This window comes from Sorangium sp. So ce362, assembly GCF_051519845.1.
Taxonomy (GTDB): domain Bacteria; phylum Myxococcota_A; class Polyangia; order Polyangiales; family Polyangiaceae; genus Sorangium.
The window spans coordinates 129044-145147 of record NZ_CP150332.1 but is presented as its reverse complement, the minus strand read 5'-3'; the positions used below and the strand labels follow the sequence as shown (position 1 = coordinate 145147).

11 protein-coding genes are annotated in these 16104 nt (G+C 70.7%); 5 read left to right on the top strand and 6 right to left on the bottom strand.

The window, feature by feature from the left end; translation table 11 throughout:
* Window positions 1-622 precede the first annotated feature (622 nt).
* Both WMF17_RS00595 and WMF17_RS00590 read left to right on the top strand, forming a co-directional pair.
* Window positions 623-2488 (top strand): hypothetical protein, encoded by a 1866-nt coding sequence (locus WMF17_RS00595; RefSeq protein ID WP_437647398.1) that lies wholly within the window; start codon window positions 623-625, stop codon window positions 2486-2488.
* A gap of 269 nt (window positions 2489-2757) precedes the next feature.
* Window positions 2758-3222 carry a hypothetical protein gene (locus WMF17_RS00590; RefSeq protein WP_437600017.1) on the top strand — a complete coding sequence of 155 codons (465 nt, stop codon included), beginning with the start codon at window positions 2758-2760 and terminating at the stop codon, window positions 3220-3222.
* A gap of 51 nt (window positions 3223-3273) precedes the next feature.
* On the opposite strand, the gene WMF17_RS00585 is transcribed toward WMF17_RS00590, so the two are convergent.
* Both WMF17_RS00585 and WMF17_RS00580 read right to left on the bottom strand, forming a co-directional pair.
* Window positions 3274-4305, bottom strand: coding sequence for a rhamnogalacturonan acetylesterase (locus WMF17_RS00585; RefSeq protein WP_437600016.1), 1032 nt, complete (start codon window positions 4303-4305; stop codon window positions 3274-3276).
* Window positions 4306-4842: 537 nt separating this feature from the next.
* Window positions 4843-5016 (bottom strand): transposase, encoded by a 174-nt coding sequence (locus tag WMF17_RS00580; protein ID WP_437600015.1) that lies wholly within the window; start codon window positions 5014-5016, stop codon window positions 4843-4845.
* 222 nt (window positions 5017-5238) lie between these two features.
* On the opposite strand from WMF17_RS00580, the gene WMF17_RS00575 reads away from it, so the two are divergent.
* Window positions 5239-7758: a glycoside hydrolase family 31 protein gene (locus WMF17_RS00575; protein ID WP_437647396.1), complete on the top strand. Its 2520-nt coding sequence runs from the start codon at window positions 5239-5241 to the stop codon at window positions 7756-7758.
* 115 nt (window positions 7759-7873) lie between these two features.
* Here the strand turns inward: WMF17_RS00575 and WMF17_RS00570 are convergent, their stop codons facing one another.
* From WMF17_RS00570 to WMF17_RS00555, 4 genes are read right to left on the bottom strand one after another with little or no spacing between them, the layout of a single operon-like run.
* Window positions 7874-8575 carry a lycopene cyclase domain-containing protein gene (locus WMF17_RS00570; protein WP_437600013.1) on the bottom strand — a complete coding sequence of 234 codons (702 nt, stop codon included), beginning with the start codon at window positions 8573-8575 and terminating at the stop codon, window positions 7874-7876.
* Between the two features lie 13 nt (window positions 8576-8588).
* Window positions 8589-9506 (bottom strand): prenyltransferase, encoded by a 918-nt coding sequence (locus WMF17_RS00565; RefSeq protein WP_437600012.1) that lies wholly within the window; start codon window positions 9504-9506, stop codon window positions 8589-8591.
* The gene (locus tag WMF17_RS00560; protein ID WP_437600011.1) at window positions 9503-10246 is read right to left on the bottom strand and encodes a ferrochelatase; all 744 of its coding nucleotides are present in this window, start codon (window positions 10244-10246) and stop codon (window positions 9503-9505) included. Before WMF17_RS00560 ends, WMF17_RS00565 begins: the two co-directional genes overlap by 4 nt.
* The gene (locus WMF17_RS00555) at window positions 10243-11202 is read right to left on the bottom strand and encodes a prenyltransferase (RefSeq protein WP_437647394.1); all 960 of its coding nucleotides are present in this window, start codon (window positions 11200-11202) and stop codon (window positions 10243-10245) included. Before WMF17_RS00555 ends, WMF17_RS00560 begins: the two co-directional genes overlap by 4 nt.
* Before the next feature lie 381 nt (window positions 11203-11583).
* On the opposite strand from WMF17_RS00555, the gene WMF17_RS00550 reads away from it, so the two are divergent.
* Both WMF17_RS00550 and WMF17_RS00545 read left to right on the top strand, forming a co-directional pair.
* Window positions 11584-15219, top strand: coding sequence for a UvrD-helicase domain-containing protein (locus WMF17_RS00550; RefSeq protein WP_437647392.1), 3636 nt, complete (start codon window positions 11584-11586; stop codon window positions 15217-15219).
* 80 nt (window positions 15220-15299) lie between these two features.
* Complete coding sequence (locus tag WMF17_RS00545) at window positions 15300-15926, top strand: Uma2 family endonuclease (RefSeq protein WP_437600008.1); 627 nt, start codon at window positions 15300-15302, stop codon at window positions 15924-15926.
* The last annotated feature ends 178 nt before the right edge of the window (window positions 15927-16104 follow it).

The window sequence follows — 16104 nt, the reverse complement described above, 5'->3', positions numbered from 1 at the left end:
ACCGGGGCACCTTGCGGGGCACCTCAACCTGGGTCGGGCACCTCCGGGCACCTCAACCTGGGTCGGGTCGCCGGCTCAAACCTGGGTCGGGCACCTCAAACCTGGGTCGGGTCGCCGGGGGGCACCTCAAACCTGGGTCGGGCACCTCAACCTGGGTCGGGTCGCCGGCATGGCCGGGCACCTCAACCTGGGGCACCTCAACCTGGGTCGGGCACCTGGGCACCTCAACCTGGGCTGGGTCGGGTCGCCCCGGGTCGCCGGGTCGCCCGGACCTCAACCTGGGTTGGGTCGCCCGCCCATGGCCCGGCGGCACAGTTGGCGCAATCTGGCACTTGATCGGCTCCTTCCGTCGCACTGTGGCCCGGCCACGCTCTGCGGCGTCGCACAGGGGAGCCCTCCTCCCTCGAAACCCCATCGAAAAGCCCGCCAAAACGCCTACGCCCGGCGGCGGAGGCACCGTCGAGCGGGCGGACGAGCATGGCACGTCCAGTGCTTTAGCTCCACGCGAGCTCTCCGAGTGGCGCAGCGAAGCCGCGGAGCAGCAGCGCTCCGCATGCCGCGGCGCAGAGCCATCGTTCCTTGATCGCGTGTCTGTCACCGGCACGCAGGACGGAGTATTCCCATGCGATTCGCGATCTTCTCCTCTCTTGTCTCGCGTTCGTCGACCGCTCGCTCCTCGCTCCAAGGGCTCGTCGCGCTCTCCGCGCTCGTGGTGCTCACCGGTGCCAAGGGGCAGGGCTGTGGGTCCGTGAGCGAGCCGCCGCCCGATCCCGACTGCGGACCTGGCTTCCACTGGGAGACGGTCTGTTCGCCGTGCGAGATCGGCGAAATGTGCGAGGAGCAGTGTGTGCCCGACAACATCTGTCCTCCTGGATGGAGTCAGCAGACCTTCTGCAGCGGCAGCAGCACCAGCGCCACCACCTCCGTGGGCCAGGGCGGCATGGCCGGCGGCGGCCCCATGCCGGTCGATCCGGGCGGGTGCTGGACCGAGTGCGTCCCGCCGCAGCCGTTCTGTCCCCCGGGCACCATCGAGCAGACCGTGTGCAGCGGCTGGACCGGCGGCAGCGATGGTGCCGGCGCTTGGGGCAGCGCGAGCACCAGCGGCGTCGGCGGCTGGGGCACCGGCGGCATGATGCCGATGCCTCCTCCCGAGGAGTGCTGGACCGAGTGCGTGCCCGTGGAGCCCTACTGCCCGCCGGGCACGCAGGCGCAGACCGTCTGCGGTGGCAGCACCACCATCGCCGTCAGCGTCGGTGTCGGCGGCTCCGGCGGCTCCGGCGGCGCTGGCGCCTGGGAGGGCACCGGCGGGGCCGGCGGGGTCGCGATCCCGCCGAACCCCGGCGGCTGCTGGACCGAGTGCGTGCCCGTGGAGCCCTACTGCCCGCCGGGCACGCAGGCGCAGACCGTCTGCGGTGGCGGCTCCTCCGTCAGCGTCGGCGCCGGCGGCTACGGCGGCAGCGGCCCCGGCAGCACCGGCACCGGCTACGGCGGCAGCGGCCCCGGCAGCACCGGCACCGGCTACGGCGGCAGCGGCCCCGGCAGCACCGGCACCGGCTACGGCGGCAGCGGCGGCGCCGGCTACGGCGGCAGCGGCGGCAGCAGCGGCACCGGCGGCTGCTGGACCGAGTGCGTGCCCGTGGAGCCCTACTGCCCGCCGGGCACGCAGGCGCAGACCGTCTGCGGTGGCACCACCGTCACCGCCAGCAGCAGCAGCAGCGTCGGCGTCGGCGGTTCCGACGGCGGGGCCAACCTGGTCGCCCCCCCCTACCCCGGCGATTGCTGGACCGAGTGCGTGCCCGTGGAGCCCTACTGCCCGCCGGGCACGCAGGCGCAGACCGCCTGCGATGGCGGCCCCGATGTCGACGTCAGCACCAGCGTCGGCGCCGGCGGCTTCGGCGGTGCCGGCGGCGGCGGCACCGGCGGCAGCAGCGGCACCGGCTGGGGCGGCTGCTGGACCGAGTGCGTGCCCGTGGAGCCCTACTGCCCGCCGGACACCATCCCGCAGACCGTCTGCAGCGGCAGCGCCGTCTCCGTCGGCAGCACCGGCACCGGCACCGGCACCGGCGGCAGCGGCGGCAGCAGCGGCACCGGCTGGGGCGGCTGCTGGACCGAGTGCGTGCCCGTGGCGCCCTACTGCCCTCCGGGCACGCAGGCGCAGCAGGTCTGCTACGACGGCATGCCCGAGCCCAGCGACAGCGTCGGCACGGGTTACGGCGGCAGCGGCGGCGGCTGGGGCGGCTGCTTCTTCGAGTGCGTGCCCGTGGAGCCCTACTGCCCGCCGGGCAGCATCGAGCAGCAGGTCTGCTCCGGCGCGGGCAGCACCGGCACCGGCATGGGCGACGCCGCGTACCCCGGCGAGTGCTGGACCGAGTGCGTGGAGGGCTCCATCTGCCCCCCCGAATCGATCGAGCGAACCATCTGCGAGCAGCCGGCCGGCGGCGGATCGACCCCGGTCTGCCGGACCGAGTGCGTCCTGATGCTCCCGTGACGCGGCGGGCGCGGGCGATCCCCCCGGCCACGGGAGGCGTCTGGAACACGACCGCATCGCCCGCGCCCTGAACCCTCACCGCTCCGACTGAAGAAAAGCACCAGAAGCGCCCGGGAAATTCCAATCCCGTGGCGCTTTTTGGCGCACCAGCGGTCCGCGAGGGAGCCGCGGCGGCCCTGCGCGGCCGAGCTCTCCTGGTCGGCGGCAGCGCTCCTGGCAGACCTCGTCCCGGGCCCCCCGACACGAGCCTCTGCACGGCGAGCTTCCCCATGACCGTGCGCGACTTCTCCGAGAAGCACCCGGATCTCGGGCCCTCTCAGACCACCGGGGGAAAGAGCTTCAAGCCCGATACAGAGCTCCGGAACGGCAAGCCTGTCGTCGGGACCCCACCCGCGAACGGCGCCGGCGGCGACGACGACAGCTTCAACGAACGGTTCCACGACGACCCGGTCGTCAACAAGACGTTCGACCAGCTCATCCACCTCGAGCTCCGGAGCGGCCGTGGCCAGCTCGGCGGCAGGAGCTCCTATTCCCTCGACGGCCGTGGCTTCGGCAACGAGGGCTACGCGCACAACTTCGGCTTCACCGTCGAGCTCGAGGTGCCGTTCACCTACGCGCGGGGGAGCTCTTTCTCCTTCGAATCGAGCGACGACGTCTGGATATCCATGGACGACACGATCGTGGCCGACCACGCCGTGAGCGACGGGGTGGATTGCGTCGAATCTGTCGATTGAGCCGCCCGCGGGACGCTCTGCTCGTCGGATAACCCGCCGTGAGGACCGAGCTCAGGGCGCGACAGGTATGGCCTTGAGATTGCTCGCCAGCGTGAGCTCCTGCTGGTACGCCTCCGCCATCGCTAGCTGTCCGATCGCGCGTGCCCCCGTTTCTTGAAGGTGTGTGTTGTCGGTGACGCCGCTCGGATAGTTCGGAGACTGACCGGCAGTCAAGATGAGGAACAGCTTGGCGGTCTCGTCCTGACCGATCCGCTCGAAGTACGTTTCGGTCAGGGCGGTCAGGTCGATCAAGTCGACGCCGAGCGAGCTCGCCAGCTCGCGAACGGCGGGCGGATAGGCGCCATGCGTGTCTGACAGCTGGCCCCCGCTCCATTTGTTGCGATTGATCGACGTCAACAAGATCGGCGTCGCCTCCTTCGCGCGCGTGTCGTTCACGTAAGTGGTCAGGTATTGCTTGTACGTCGTTTGCGGATCCGTATAGCGCGTCGGGTCGTCTCTCTTCTCGTCGTTGTGCCCGAACTGAATCATCACGTAGTCGCCGCTCTGGAGCGTGCTCTTGATCGGCGTCCAGGCCCCCTCGTCGAAGAAACTCTTCGAGCTTCGCCCGGAGAGCGCCTTGTCCACGACGGTCGCGCAGCGGGCATCGAACAGGCTGCCGAGCGGCTGCCCCCAGCCCATGCGCGGATACAGGTCGCTCCCATAAACGCTCATCGTCGAGTCGCCGATCATGTAGATTTTCACGGGTTTCGCCGCCGTCCCGGTGCAGAGCGCATTGCCGGAGCCGCCCGAGCCCGCGCTGCCGCCCGCGCCGTCACCCGCCGAGCCTCCGCCACCAGCGTCCGCTCCCGAACCCGCACCGCCACCGGCCACGCCTCCTGCCCCGCCGCCACCGGCCACGCCTCCTGCCCCGCCGCCACCGGCCGCACCGCCCCCGTCGGCTGCACCCGCACCTGCCGCACCTCCGAAACCGCCATGGCCCGCCTCGCCAAGTCCATCGGCCGCGGGCTCGTTACTGCAAGCCACGAGAACGCTGCACAAGAAACCGCACATGGCCCGCCCGATCACGGGATATTTCTTGGTCATCGCCAACCTCTCCGCGAGCTTACTCATCGCTCCTGGTCAGTCATCAGCGAAGAGTTGCGAAGCTGCGTGCCACTCCTTCACATTTCCGTGACAGGAGATTGTTCCAGGATGCTATCCCGCGATGCTCGCGGTCCGGCGCCCGCCCCTCTTGACGCGGCGCTCCGGAGGAGCCCCGCCAGCCTTGTCCTCGCTCGGGCTCGAGGGTACCCGCGGGCCGGTCGATCGGCGTTGACATCGGCCATGTGATCGTTCACATTTTGATCGAGGGGCATCTCTTCGTCCGCCTTACTCGGGTCGTGATGCGCATCGAGACGTTCATCATCTGATGAATTTCGGTCGATTTTGGCACCGATTCCGTTCGCTCGGCCGTCGCTGAAGCGATTGCGGATCGATGGTGATTGGCGTTTTGTCAGGTTGATCCACCAGAGGACGCGACAATCCTCGGTTACTCGACGACTGACATGAAATCCTGGGGGCCTGTCCACCAGAGATGAGCTCTTATCCGGCGATGCTGGCGAAGCGCGCCGGATGGCAACCTTAGGAACGGGATAACCTATGTTGCGGTAAGTACTTCCAAGGGATCCCCGTCTTGAGCACGAACAAGATTCCCGTCGGGACGCTCCGAACAGGCGCCCGCGGCCGGCCGCCCTGCGGCTTCGGCTCCGTCTTCGGCAGTAGATGTTGAATTCGCCCCCGGAGTTCGTCCGGCACCAGCAGCTTGCCCGCGCCGTATTCTGTCGCCCCTCCGCCCCTCTCAAGGGAGCGGTCTCAGCGAGCTGCTGTTGGGTGCTCTTGCCCTGAGTCAGCGGTGCGAAGCGTAGGCGGAAGCAGCTCCCTGCCCCAACCGCACGGCGACAGCAAACACTCTTACATTTTGCACAAATCGACGAATGCAATGAAGACCATTGTGGACTCGGTTGCTCGCGAGGAGTCATGCGAAAGTTGAAGTCGATCAATCATTATCTATACGCGGCTCTGGTCGGTCTCTTGCCGCTTGGCGGCGCATGCTCGGGCGGGTCCGACCCCGGTCCGGGCGCCGGCGGCACGACGACCAGCGCCGCTAGCACGACCGGGATGGGAGGCGGTGCGTCCAGCACGACCGGGATCGGCGGCGCCGGCGGCGGCGGCGGCGCCGGCGGCGAGGGCGGCGGCGACCAGCTCGAATGCCCGCCTGCACCTCCGGAGACTGGGCTCTATACTGCCGACGCCAACGGCATCACCTTCAACCTGGAAACCGGCCTGCTGAGACTGGAAGTTTGCAACGAGAGCATAATCAGAGTCCAGTACGCCACTGCTCCTTCACTCCCCGACAAGGCTTCTCTGTCTGTCAATAAGAAGTGGGACACACCGAGCTTTTGCATCGCAGAGAACTCGGGGACCGTGACCATTACCACATCACGCCTGAAGGCCAACGTCGACACGACCAACGGCCTGGTCACCTATACCGACTTGAACGATAGCGTCATCCTGGCGGAAGATAGCAAAACCTTGACACCCGCGACCGTCGAGGGCGTCAGCACGAATCGCGTCGAGACCGCCTTCAACTCACCCGCCAACGAAGCGTTGTTCGGTCTTGGCCAGCACCAGGACAACGCAATGAATCGCAAGGGAACGACTCGACGTATCATCAACGCCAACACGGAGATCAACGTTCCGGTGCTGGTGTCCAACAGGGGTTACGGAATTTTCTGGGACAACTATTCCGCCTCGACCTTCGACGGGACCAGGTCCAACAACACCAAGTACAGCTACTCGTCCGAAGCCGGCGAGATGGTGGACTACTACTTCTTCTATGGTCCAAGCATCGACCAGGTCGTAGCCCGATACCGCACCGCAACCGGCGCAGCACCATTGTTCCCGAAGTGGGCTTACGGTCTCTTCCAGTCGAAGGACAAGTACGGTAGCCAGGCTGAGCTGCTAAGGATCAAGGACGGCTACCGCAACAACAACATTCCGGTCGACTGCATCGTTCAAGACTGGGATTACTGGAATCCGTACGCATGGGGCTCCCACTTCATGGAGCAAAGACGCTATCCAGATCCAGCAGCTCTCGTCTCCGAGATGCACAAAGCCAACATTCATACGATGATATCGATCTGGCCGTTGTATGAACGCGTGAACACGGAGATGAAGGCGAGAGAGATGGACAACTTCAATGCGCTCGACGACATCGGAGCGCTGTTCGCCAGCGGCGGCACACACCATTTCTATGACACATTCAACCCCGACGCCAGAGCTCTGGTGTACCAGCAGATCCATGATCGCCTGCTGGGGCCGCATGGCTGGGACGGCATCTGGGCCGACAACACCGAGCCTCAGGGCTATCCGGACCCCGTCAATGTGCGGGCGGCTGATACCGAGCTCGGCAAGGGGGCGCTGTACGTGAATGCTTATCCCCTGGGACACGCCCAGGGGTTGTACGAGCATTGGCGCGCCACCGGTCCGAAACAGAAGCGAGTCTACGTCCTCAGCCGCAGCGCCTTTGCCGGCCAGCAGCGATATGCCACGACGTGCTGGTCGGGAGACATTGACAGCAATTTTCAAACCTTTGCCAGGCAGATCCCCGCGGGGCTCAATTTCTCGATCGCGGGGATGCCCTATTGGACCACTGACATAGGCGGGTACTGGGGCCACAACGTGGACTGGACCACCAGCGCGAACAATGAGCTCTTTACCCGCTGGTTTCAGTATGGCGCCTTCAACCCGATTTTCCGGATACATGGCGGCGGTACAAGGGAACTGTACAGCAACAGCTGGAGCGCTGCCACCAAGGCCAATCTCCTCAAGATCGACAACCTGCGCTATCGGCTGATGCCTTACATCTACTCATTGGCATGGAAGGTGACCAGCGAAGGCTACACCATGATGCGGCACCTGGTCTTCGACTATCCCAATGATGAGAAGGTATTCGGCATCAAGGATCAGTTCCTGTTCGGCCCTGCCTTCCTGGTCAATCCAGTGACCACCGCGGGCGCTACCAGCCGCTCCGTTTATCTCCCCGCGGGCACCTGGTACGATTTCTGGACAGGCGCGACGACAGACGGCGGGCGTACGGTCTCGGCTCCCGCGCCGCTGAGCGAGATGCCGCTCTACGTCAAAGCGGGCTCGATCGTTCCCATGGGTCCCAGCATCCAGTATGCAACGCAGAGCATCGACCCGCTGGAGATCCGGATCTATACAGGCCAAGACGGGTCCTTCACTATTTATGAGGACGAGGGCGACACCTATAACTATGAGGAAGGTCAACACTCGACAATCCCACTCACATGGGACGACTCTGCCAAGGCGTTGACCATTGGCGCAAGGAAGGGGAGCTATCCCGGAATGCCGGCCAGCAGGACGTTCAGGGTCGTGCTGGTAGGCTCCGATCATGGCGCCGGCGTCGACGTCACTGCTGCTCCAGATCAAATGGTCACGTACAACGGCTCAGAGGTGGTTGTAACCGCAAACTGAGCAACAGCTGCTGACGCTCAGGCTGATGGATGGGGCGGCCGCTCGACGGCCGCCGCCGCCCTGAGCAACTCCGCTCCGACGGAAGAAAAGACGCGCCGGAAGCGCCGGGGGAATTTCAATCCCCGGCGCCTCCGGCGTGTCCGTACCTGAACCCGAAGGCCCACGCCGGGAACACCGTGGCCACGAGGCCCGCGCCGAGCCCGTACAGGATCTCGTCGAGCGGGACGCCGAGGAGCGCCTTGCCCGGGAGCAGCGCGCTGGGCCGCCACGTGCGCTCGAACACGCCGGGCACGAGCGCCGCGAAGACGAGGCACAGGCAGAGATAGACGGTCGCCGACAGGAGCGCTCCGAGCAGACTCGGCACGATCAGGTCGCGGCGCGTCGCGAGCAGCGCCACGGCGACCGCGCCCATGGCCGCCACCGCGGCATAGAGGACCGGCACCCCGGCCGCGAGCAGCGCCACGGCCGCCGCGAGCGCGAGCGCGATCCCCGCCGCCGCCCGCAACCACGGTCGCGCGCCCGGCGCGGCGCAGGGCACCGGCGCGCGGCGGAACACCACGGCATACGCGGTGGACGAGAAGGCGCTGAGACCGGCGACGAACAGCACGTCCTCGATGCCGAACCCGATCCGATCGGCCAGGTCGAACAGGAACTTGGGCGTCCAGTAGCTCGGGTAGAACAGCCGCTCGGTCGCCGCGAACGGCAGCGAGGCCAGCGCCATCCGCTTCATCAGCGAGCGCAGATCCGGGCGCGCGAGCCAGATGACGCCCCCTGGCAGGAGAAAGAGGAGCGAGAGCAGCAGGAACTCGTGGGTCACCGCCGCGCCCTCCTCAGCGCGCGGCGAGCGCGAGGGCGGTGATGGCGACAAGCGACAGCGTCGCCGTCCCCGCGGCCGCGACCCGGACGAGAAGCAGGCGCGAGCCCGGCGGCGCCGGGCGGGCCAGCAGCACGACGAGCGCCGCCGCCGCCGGCACGAGCAGGCCCGGCCCCGGGCGCAGGCCCACCGCGCCCAGGCCGACCGGCGCGAGCAGGAGCGAGAGCCCGTTCAGGAGCGCCACGCACAGCGCGGCCCGCTCTCCGCCCACGCGCACGGGCAGCGTCCGCTTGTCGCTCTCGCGATCCGAGGGCTCGTCCGGGAGCGCGGTGGCGATCGCGCAGCCGAGGTGGCTCGGCAGCAGGAAGGCGAGCAGCGCGAACGGGAAGCGCTCGAGGTCGCCCCCCTGCGCGAGGTAGCCGTAGAGCGGCAGGACCGCGCCGACCCCGACCATCTGGAGCAGCTCCCCGCCGCCGCGGTACGAGAGGCGGAGCGGCGGGTAGCTGTAGGCCCAGAGGAGCAGGAGCGCCGCGATCGCGAGGACCACGAGGAGCGGCGCGCCCACCGCCGCGGCGAGCGCCGCCGAGACGGCCACGAGCGCCGCGGCGCAGGCGACGGCAGCGCCACCGAGCGCGCGGGGCGAGAGGCGCCGCTCGACCAGCACGCGCGAGCCGCCCGAGAAGGGGGAGGCGGTCCGGTTGCGGCGATCGGTCTCCTGGTCGGCGACGTCGTTCGCGTAGACGATGAAGAGCTGGTCGAGGAGGCCGAAGAGCTGGACCGCCGCGAGCGTCCCGAGGTCGAGCGGGCGGCCGGCCGTCCGCGCGCCGAGCAGCTGCCCGAGCAGCAGCGGGAGCGCGAGGGTCGGCTGCGACGGGAGCCGCGACGCCGCGAGCCAGGCCCGGAGCGCCCCCGGCCGGCCGCTCGTCGCGCTCATCGTCCGCTGCCCCGCGACAGGCCGAGGCGCTCGGCCAGCTTGGCGCGCAGATCGGTGAACGGGAGGTCCCACCGGCGCTCGCCGTCGAGGCGCCACGCCTTGAGCGGGATGAGGTCGACCTGGGCGAGCAGGTAGTGGAGCTGCGACTCCTCGGGCGGCTCGCGGAGGAAGGTGAAGGGGTTGCGGTACTCCCGGCCGTTCAGCTGGGAGTACTTGCGATCGTTGCTGGCCACGAGCTCGACGAGCGCCTTCTGCCGGCCGTCGAGGTAGTCGAAGAACGCGAGGTCGAACGGCCCGACGCCCGCGCGCTCGTCCGGCTTGCGCATCACCCAGCGGGCCCAGTCGTAGCCGTAGAGGAAGTCGTGCGCGTAGCGGAAGCGCAGCTTCGACTTGTTGCCGAAGCCCACGCAGAGCGACACCACGCGGCGGGCGAAGTCGCCGATCGCGGGGGCGCTCCCGGCCTGCCACAGGCAGCACGCCAGGTAGTCGAGGTCCCAGAAGATGTTGTCGGGGAAGTTATCGGCGACCGCGCGAATCACCTCGGCGAGCCCACGCGCGAAGGCCCGCGCGCGCTCGGTGTCCTCGCTGCCGCCCAGGACCTGCTCGACCAGCGCGACGGGGGTGGGCGCGCACGGCCGGCCCGGCGCGACAGAGGCCCGCGCACCGAGGAGCGGCGTGAGGCGCGCGAGTTCGTCGCGCGCCTCGGCGGGGATCGCGGGGACGGCCGGGGCGCCGATCACCTCGTCCCCCCGCCGGCGGCGAGCCCGGCGGCGAGCACGGCCGCCGACAGGGCGGCCGTCCCCCACCAGATCGCGCGGTGCAGCTCGAGCTTGTAGGCCGCCTGCGCGGCGAAGGCGTTCGTCACCGCCTCCGGGCTCTTCTCGACGAGCCGCTCCCTGAACCAGAGCGCAATGGCCGCCGCCGGCGCGATCGACCAGGTCGGCGGAGCGCCCCCGGCGACGAGGGGCGCCCCGAGCCAGAGGAGCGGGCCGAGGCCGGCGAGGGCCTCCGTGACCCGGCGCGAGATCGCGTTGCCGAGCAGCGCGGTCACGGTACGCTTTCCGGCGGCGCGGTCGCTCTCCTCGTCGGACAGCCCGCTGGCCAGGGCGCTCGCCAGCGCGAGCGCGAGCAGGCCCGGCAGGAGCGCCGCGAGCCACGCCGGCGCCCACGCGCCGCACTGCGCATACGCGTGCAGCAGCGGCAGCACCCCGCCGACGCCGATCATCTCGAGGAGCTCGCCGCCGCCCCGGTAATTGAGCCGGAGCGGCGGCAACGTGTACGCGGCGAAGACGAGCAGGCCGACCGCGGCCAGGGGGAGCAGCAGCGGGCGATCGAGCGCGATGCCGGCGCCCCCGGCGACGATCAGCGCGGCGGCGCCGGCCCCGAGGCCGGCGAGGAGGAGCGCGTGGGCCGGAAGGATGCCGTCCGGGATGGTCTTCGGCGAGCAGCCGTCCGGGAACATGCGCCGCTTGAGGGCGTCGACCTCGCGATCGCCCCAGTCGTTCAGGAGCACGACGAAGGCGACGTCTGCGATCATCCACAGCGCGCCGAAGGCGAGCGCGCCCGCGGACACCCGGCCGGCGACGGCCGCGCCCACGGCCTGCCCGCACACGGCCGGGACGAGCACCTTGGGCCAGCTCGCGGGCTTGAGCGCGTACCACCACCGCGCTCCAGGGCTCATCGACTCGACGCGCATGGATCAGGTCTTCCTGCTGCTAGTACAGCGTGCCGGAGATCTGGCCAGGGATCCCGAGGAAGAATTTCAACGCAAAGACGCAAAGACGCAAAGGCGCAAACCAGAGATTTCTCAGTATTTTTGCGCCCATGCGTCCCGGCGCTCCGGTTTCCCCGGCGCGGCGCTCCGGTGCGGCGCGGCGCCCGGACCGGGGCCCCGGCAGGGCGGTCGGTGCAGCGTTTCCCTCCACGCCGATCTGAGCCACCCTATCCCCCCCGACAGCTCCGACACGCGACTCGTGCCGCACGCACTCCTCCCCTCCCCGAGCCTGGCCGGCGCGGCGCCGCGCGGCCCCGCGCAGCGCCGCCCCGCGCAGCGCGCTGATCCCGCTCGGAGGCGCGCGTGAGCGCCGACGCGGCCCGGGCGCGCGGCGCGCGGGAGCTCGTGGACGAGCCCGCCCGCCGCCGCATCCGCGAGGATCTCGGGACGACGCTCGTCGTCGAGGCCGCCGCGGGCACCGGCAAGACGACGGCGCTCGTGTCGCGGATCGTCGCCGTGCTGCGGAGGGCGCCCGAGGAGGGGGGCGGGACGCTCGATCGCATCGTCGCGGTGACCTTCACGGAGAAGGCGGCCGGCGAGATGAAGCTGCGCCTTCGGGCCGAGATCGAGCGGGCGCGCGGCGACGCGAGGTCCGGCCCGGCCGAGCGCGCGCGGCTCGACGAGGCGCTCGCGCACCTGGAGGCGGCCCGCATCGGCACCATCCACTCGTTCTGCGCCGACCTCCTGCGCGAGTGGCCGGTCGAGGCGCGCGTCGACCCGCTGTTCCAGGTCGCGGCCGCGGACCAGGCCGAGGCGCTCTTCGACCAGGCCTTCGACGCCTGGTTCCAGCGCACCCTGAACGACCCGCCCGAGGGCGTGCGCCGGATCCTGCGCCGGCGCCCGCGCGACGGCGCGCACGGCCCGCGCGACCTGCTCCGGAGCGCGGCGCTCAAGCTCGCCGAGCACCGCGACTTCACGCGCCCCTGGCGCCGCGATCCGTTCGATCGCGAGCGCGCCATCGACGAGATCCTCTGCCGCCTCGCGGTCCTCGCGGACCTCGGCGCCGAGGCCGACCGGGAGGGCGACTACCTCGCGCAGAGCCTCAGGAACCTCGACCGGTACCTCGCGGAGCTCCGCCGCCGCGAGGAGGTGACGGGCGGGCGCGATCACGACGGGCTCGAGGCCGAGCTCGGCGAGCTCGCCCGCTGGAAGGAATGGCGCTGGAAGGGCTCGGGCAAGGCGTTCGGCGCGGACCTCTCGCGCGCCGAGGTGCTCGCGCAGCGCGACCGGGTGAAGGCCGAGCTCGACGCCGTGCTCACGGCCGCGAGCGCCGACCTCGCGGCCTGCCTCTCGCGCGAGCTCCGGCCGCCGATCGACGCCTACGACGCGCTCAAGGCGCGCGCCGGCAAGCTCGACTTCCTCGACCTGCTCCTCTGCGCCAGGAACCTCCTCCGCTCGAGCCGCGCCGTCCGCGAGGAGCTGAACCTCCGCTTCTCGCACCTCTTCGTCGACGAGTTCCAGGACACCGACCCGCTCCAGGCGGAGCTCCTGCTCCTGCTCGCGGCCGACGACCCGGCCGAGATCGACTGGACGCGGGCGCGCCCGGTGCCCGGCAAGCTGTTCGTCGTCGGCGATCCGAAGCAGTCGATCTACCGCTTCCGCCGCGCCGAGGTCGCGCTCTACGAGGCGACGAAGGCCCGGCTCGTCGCGTGCGGCGCGAGCGTGCTGTACCTCTCGACGAGCTTCCGCGGCGCCCCGTCGATCCAGGAGGCCGTCAACGCGGCGTTCGCGCCGCGGATGCAGGGCGGGTCCGGCGAGGGCGCGGCGAGCCAGGCGCGGTACGTCGCGCTCGAGCGTTTCCGGGACGACCCCGTGGGCCAGCCGACGGTGATCGCGCTCCCGGTGCCGCGGCCGTACGGCGACTTCGGGAAGATCTCCGATTACCGGGTGCGGCAGTCGATCCCGGACGCGGTGGGCGCCTTCGTCCACCAGCTCATCCACGGCGGCCGGGGCGGCCGGGGCACGATGAGCGGCCCGCGATGGACGGTGACCGAGCGCGAGCGCCCGGGTCAGCGGGTGCCGATCGAAGCGCGGCACATCTGCCTCTTGTTCAAGCGTTTCCAGACGTTCGGCGAGGACGCGACCCGCGCCTACGTGCGGGCGCTCGAGGCGCGGCGGATCCCGCACGTGCTCGTGGGCGGGCGGTCGTTCCACGATCGCGAGGAGGTGATGGCGGTGCGGAGCGCGCTGCTCGCGATCGAGTGGCCGGACGACGAGCTCAGCGTGTACGCGACGCTGCGCGGGCCGCTCTTCGCGCTGACCGACGACGTGCTCCTCCTGTACCGCGACAGGTTCCAGCGCCTGCACCCGCTGTTTCAGCCCGACGACGGGGCGCTCGATCTCGTGGCCGAGGGCGGGGCGCGGCCGCTCCGGGAGGTCGCGGAGGCGCTCGCGGTGCTCGGGCGCCTGCACCGCGAGCGCAACCGGCGGCCGATCGCGGACACGATCGGCGGGCTCCTCGACGAGACGCGCGCGCACGCGGGCATCGCGATCTGGCCGACGGGGGAGCAGGCGCTCGCGAACGTGCTGCGGGTGATGGATCTCGGGCGGCGGTTCGAGTCGGGCGGCGCGACGTCGTTCCGGGCGTTCGTGGAGCGGCTCGAGGTGGACGCCGAGCGGGGCGAGGTCGCCGAGGCGCCTGTCGTCGAGGAGGGGACGGAGGGGGTGCGGATCATGACGGTGCACCGTGCCAAGGGGCTCGAGTTCCCGGTGGTGATCCTGGCGGATCCGGCGTCGCCGGCGGTGCACCAGCACCCGTCGCGGCACGTGGATCAGGAGCTCGGCCTGTGGGCGGAGCCGATCGCGGGCTGCGTGCCCGCGGAGCTCTGCGAGCGCCGCGACGAGGTGCTGCGCCGCGATCGCGAGGAGGCGGTGCGGCTCGCGTACGTGGCGGCGACGCGGGCGCGCGAGCTGCTCGTGGTGCCCGCGGTGGGCGACGCGCGCCCGGGCGACGGATCGAGCGACGGCTGGCTCGACGTGCTGCACCCCGTGCTCTACCCGGCGCCGCGCGACCGGCGGAGCGCGCGGCGCTGCGAGGACCTCGGCTGCCCTCCGTTCGGGACCGACACGGTGCTGGAGCGCCCGGCGCGGTGCGAGGCCGACGAGCGCGACGCTGTCGCGCCCGGGGAGCACACGCCGATGGCGGGGTCGCACCGCGTCGTGTGGTGGGATCCGGGCACGCTCGACCTGGATCGCGAGCCGGAGGCCGGGCTCCGGCAGCAGCGGATCCTGCAGGCGGACGCGAGCGGGGCCGGGGCGGCGGCGGCGGGCGCGGGGGAGCTCGGGCAGCGCGGGCACGAGGTGTGGCTGGAGGCGCGGCAGCGGGCGCTCCTGGATGGCGCGGTGGCGGCGCTGCGCGTGAAGACGGCGACGCAGATCAGCCACGAGGCGGCGGAAGCGGCGGTGGCCGGGGCGGAGCGGCGAGATCGGGCGGACGCGTTGCCGGTGATCTCGTTCGAGCAGACGGCGATCGCGCGCGAGGGCCGGCCCTACGGCAAGCGCTTCGGAACGCTTGTGCACGCCGTCCTCGCCGAGGTGGACCTCCGGGCGGGCGAGGACGAGGTGAGGACGGTGGCCGCGGCGCAGGCGCGGCTCCTGGGGGCGCCGGCCGAGGAGGTCGACGCGGCGGTCGCGGCGGCGGTCGCGGCGCTCGAGCACCCGCTGCTCCGGCGCGCGGCGGAGAGCGCGGCGCGCGGCGGATGCGAGCGGGAGACGCCGCTGCTCCTGCGGCTCGAGGACGGGACGATCGCCGAGGGCGTCGTCGATCTCTCGTTCCGGGAGAGCGTGGGCGACGTGGGGGTCTGGACCGTGGTCGATTTCAAGACCGGCTCGGACGCGGGCACGGCGCACGCGGCGCAGGAGGCGCAGGTGCGGCTCTACGTGCAGGCGATCGCCGAGGCGACGGGCGAGCGGGCGAGAGGGGTGGTGCTCCGGGTGTGAGGGGCGCCACCGGGCATGGCGCGGGGGGTGGGCCATGCGTGGCGCGTCGCGGGAGGCCCGAGGGTGGTACGATGGGTGGCATGGGTTCGACAGCGACAGCGGAGCTCCTCCGACCTGAGCTGATGACGCTGGAGCAGTGGGCCGACCTGGAGGAGGACCAGCCGGGTGAGCTCCTGGACGGTCATCTCGTGGAGGAAGAGGTGCCGACGACGCTGCACGAAGCGGTGGTCAGCTGGCTGATCGAGGTGCTCCGCGGATGGGCCCGACCGCGGGGCGGCTGGGTGTTTGGCTCGGAGTACAAGCTCGGCGTATCGGCGCGCCGCGGGCGCAAGGCCGACGTGTGCATGTATGCCCAGGGCGCGCCTCTTCGCGGCCGGGACGCGCTCTCCCGGATCCCCCCGACCGTGGTGGTCGAGGTGCTCTCGCAGCGGCCGCGCGACGTGCGGCGCGACCGGATGGAGAAGGCGATCGAGTACGCCCGCTTCGGGGTGCGCTGGTACTGGCTCGTGGATCCCGAGGCGCAGCTCTTCGAGCTGTGCGAGCTCGGCCCCGACGGGTATTACGTGCAGCGGCTGCCCGCATCGGAAGGCAAGGTGCGCGTACCGGGGCTGGACGGGCTGGAGCTCGATCTGGACGCGCTCTGGGCCGAGGTGGCGCCGCTCCTGGACGACGACGCGCCGGAGCGGGACGAGAGCGGCGACAGGTGAGCCGGGGGCGTCAGGCCGGCGGTGGCGCGGCCGCGGGCGCCTCGGCCGGCCGGCTTCGCCCTGGAGCGCCGCTTCTTCGGCACCTCGCAAGCGGCAGCAAATAACGGCGAAACCCGGCCAGCGTTTCGGTGATCGGAGGCGACGAACCTCGCCACCCAGGCGACTTCCTTCAGCATCC

Coding starts and splice junctions, on each gene's coding strand:
- WMF17_RS00595 (WP_437647398.1), top strand. CDS start 623: ATGCGATTCGCGATCTTCTCCTCTCTTGTCTCGCGTTCGTCGACCGCT.
- WMF17_RS00565 (WP_437600012.1), bottom strand. CDS start 9,506: ATGAGCGCGACGAGCGGCCGGCCGGGGGCGCTCCGGGCCTGGCTCGCG.
- WMF17_RS00545 (WP_437600008.1), top strand. CDS start 15,300: ATGGGTTCGACAGCGACAGCGGAGCTCCTCCGACCTGAGCTGATGACG.
- WMF17_RS00585 (WP_437600016.1), bottom strand. CDS start 4,305: ATGACCAAGAAATATCCCGTGATCGGGCGGGCCATGTGCGGTTTCTTG.
- WMF17_RS00555 (WP_437647394.1), bottom strand. CDS start 11,202: ATGCGCGTCGAGTCGATGAGCCCTGGAGCGCGGTGGTGGTACGCGCTC.
- WMF17_RS00590 (WP_437600017.1), top strand. CDS start 2,758: ATGACCGTGCGCGACTTCTCCGAGAAGCACCCGGATCTCGGGCCCTCT.
- WMF17_RS00575 (WP_437647396.1), top strand. CDS start 5,239: ATGCGAAAGTTGAAGTCGATCAATCATTATCTATACGCGGCTCTGGTC.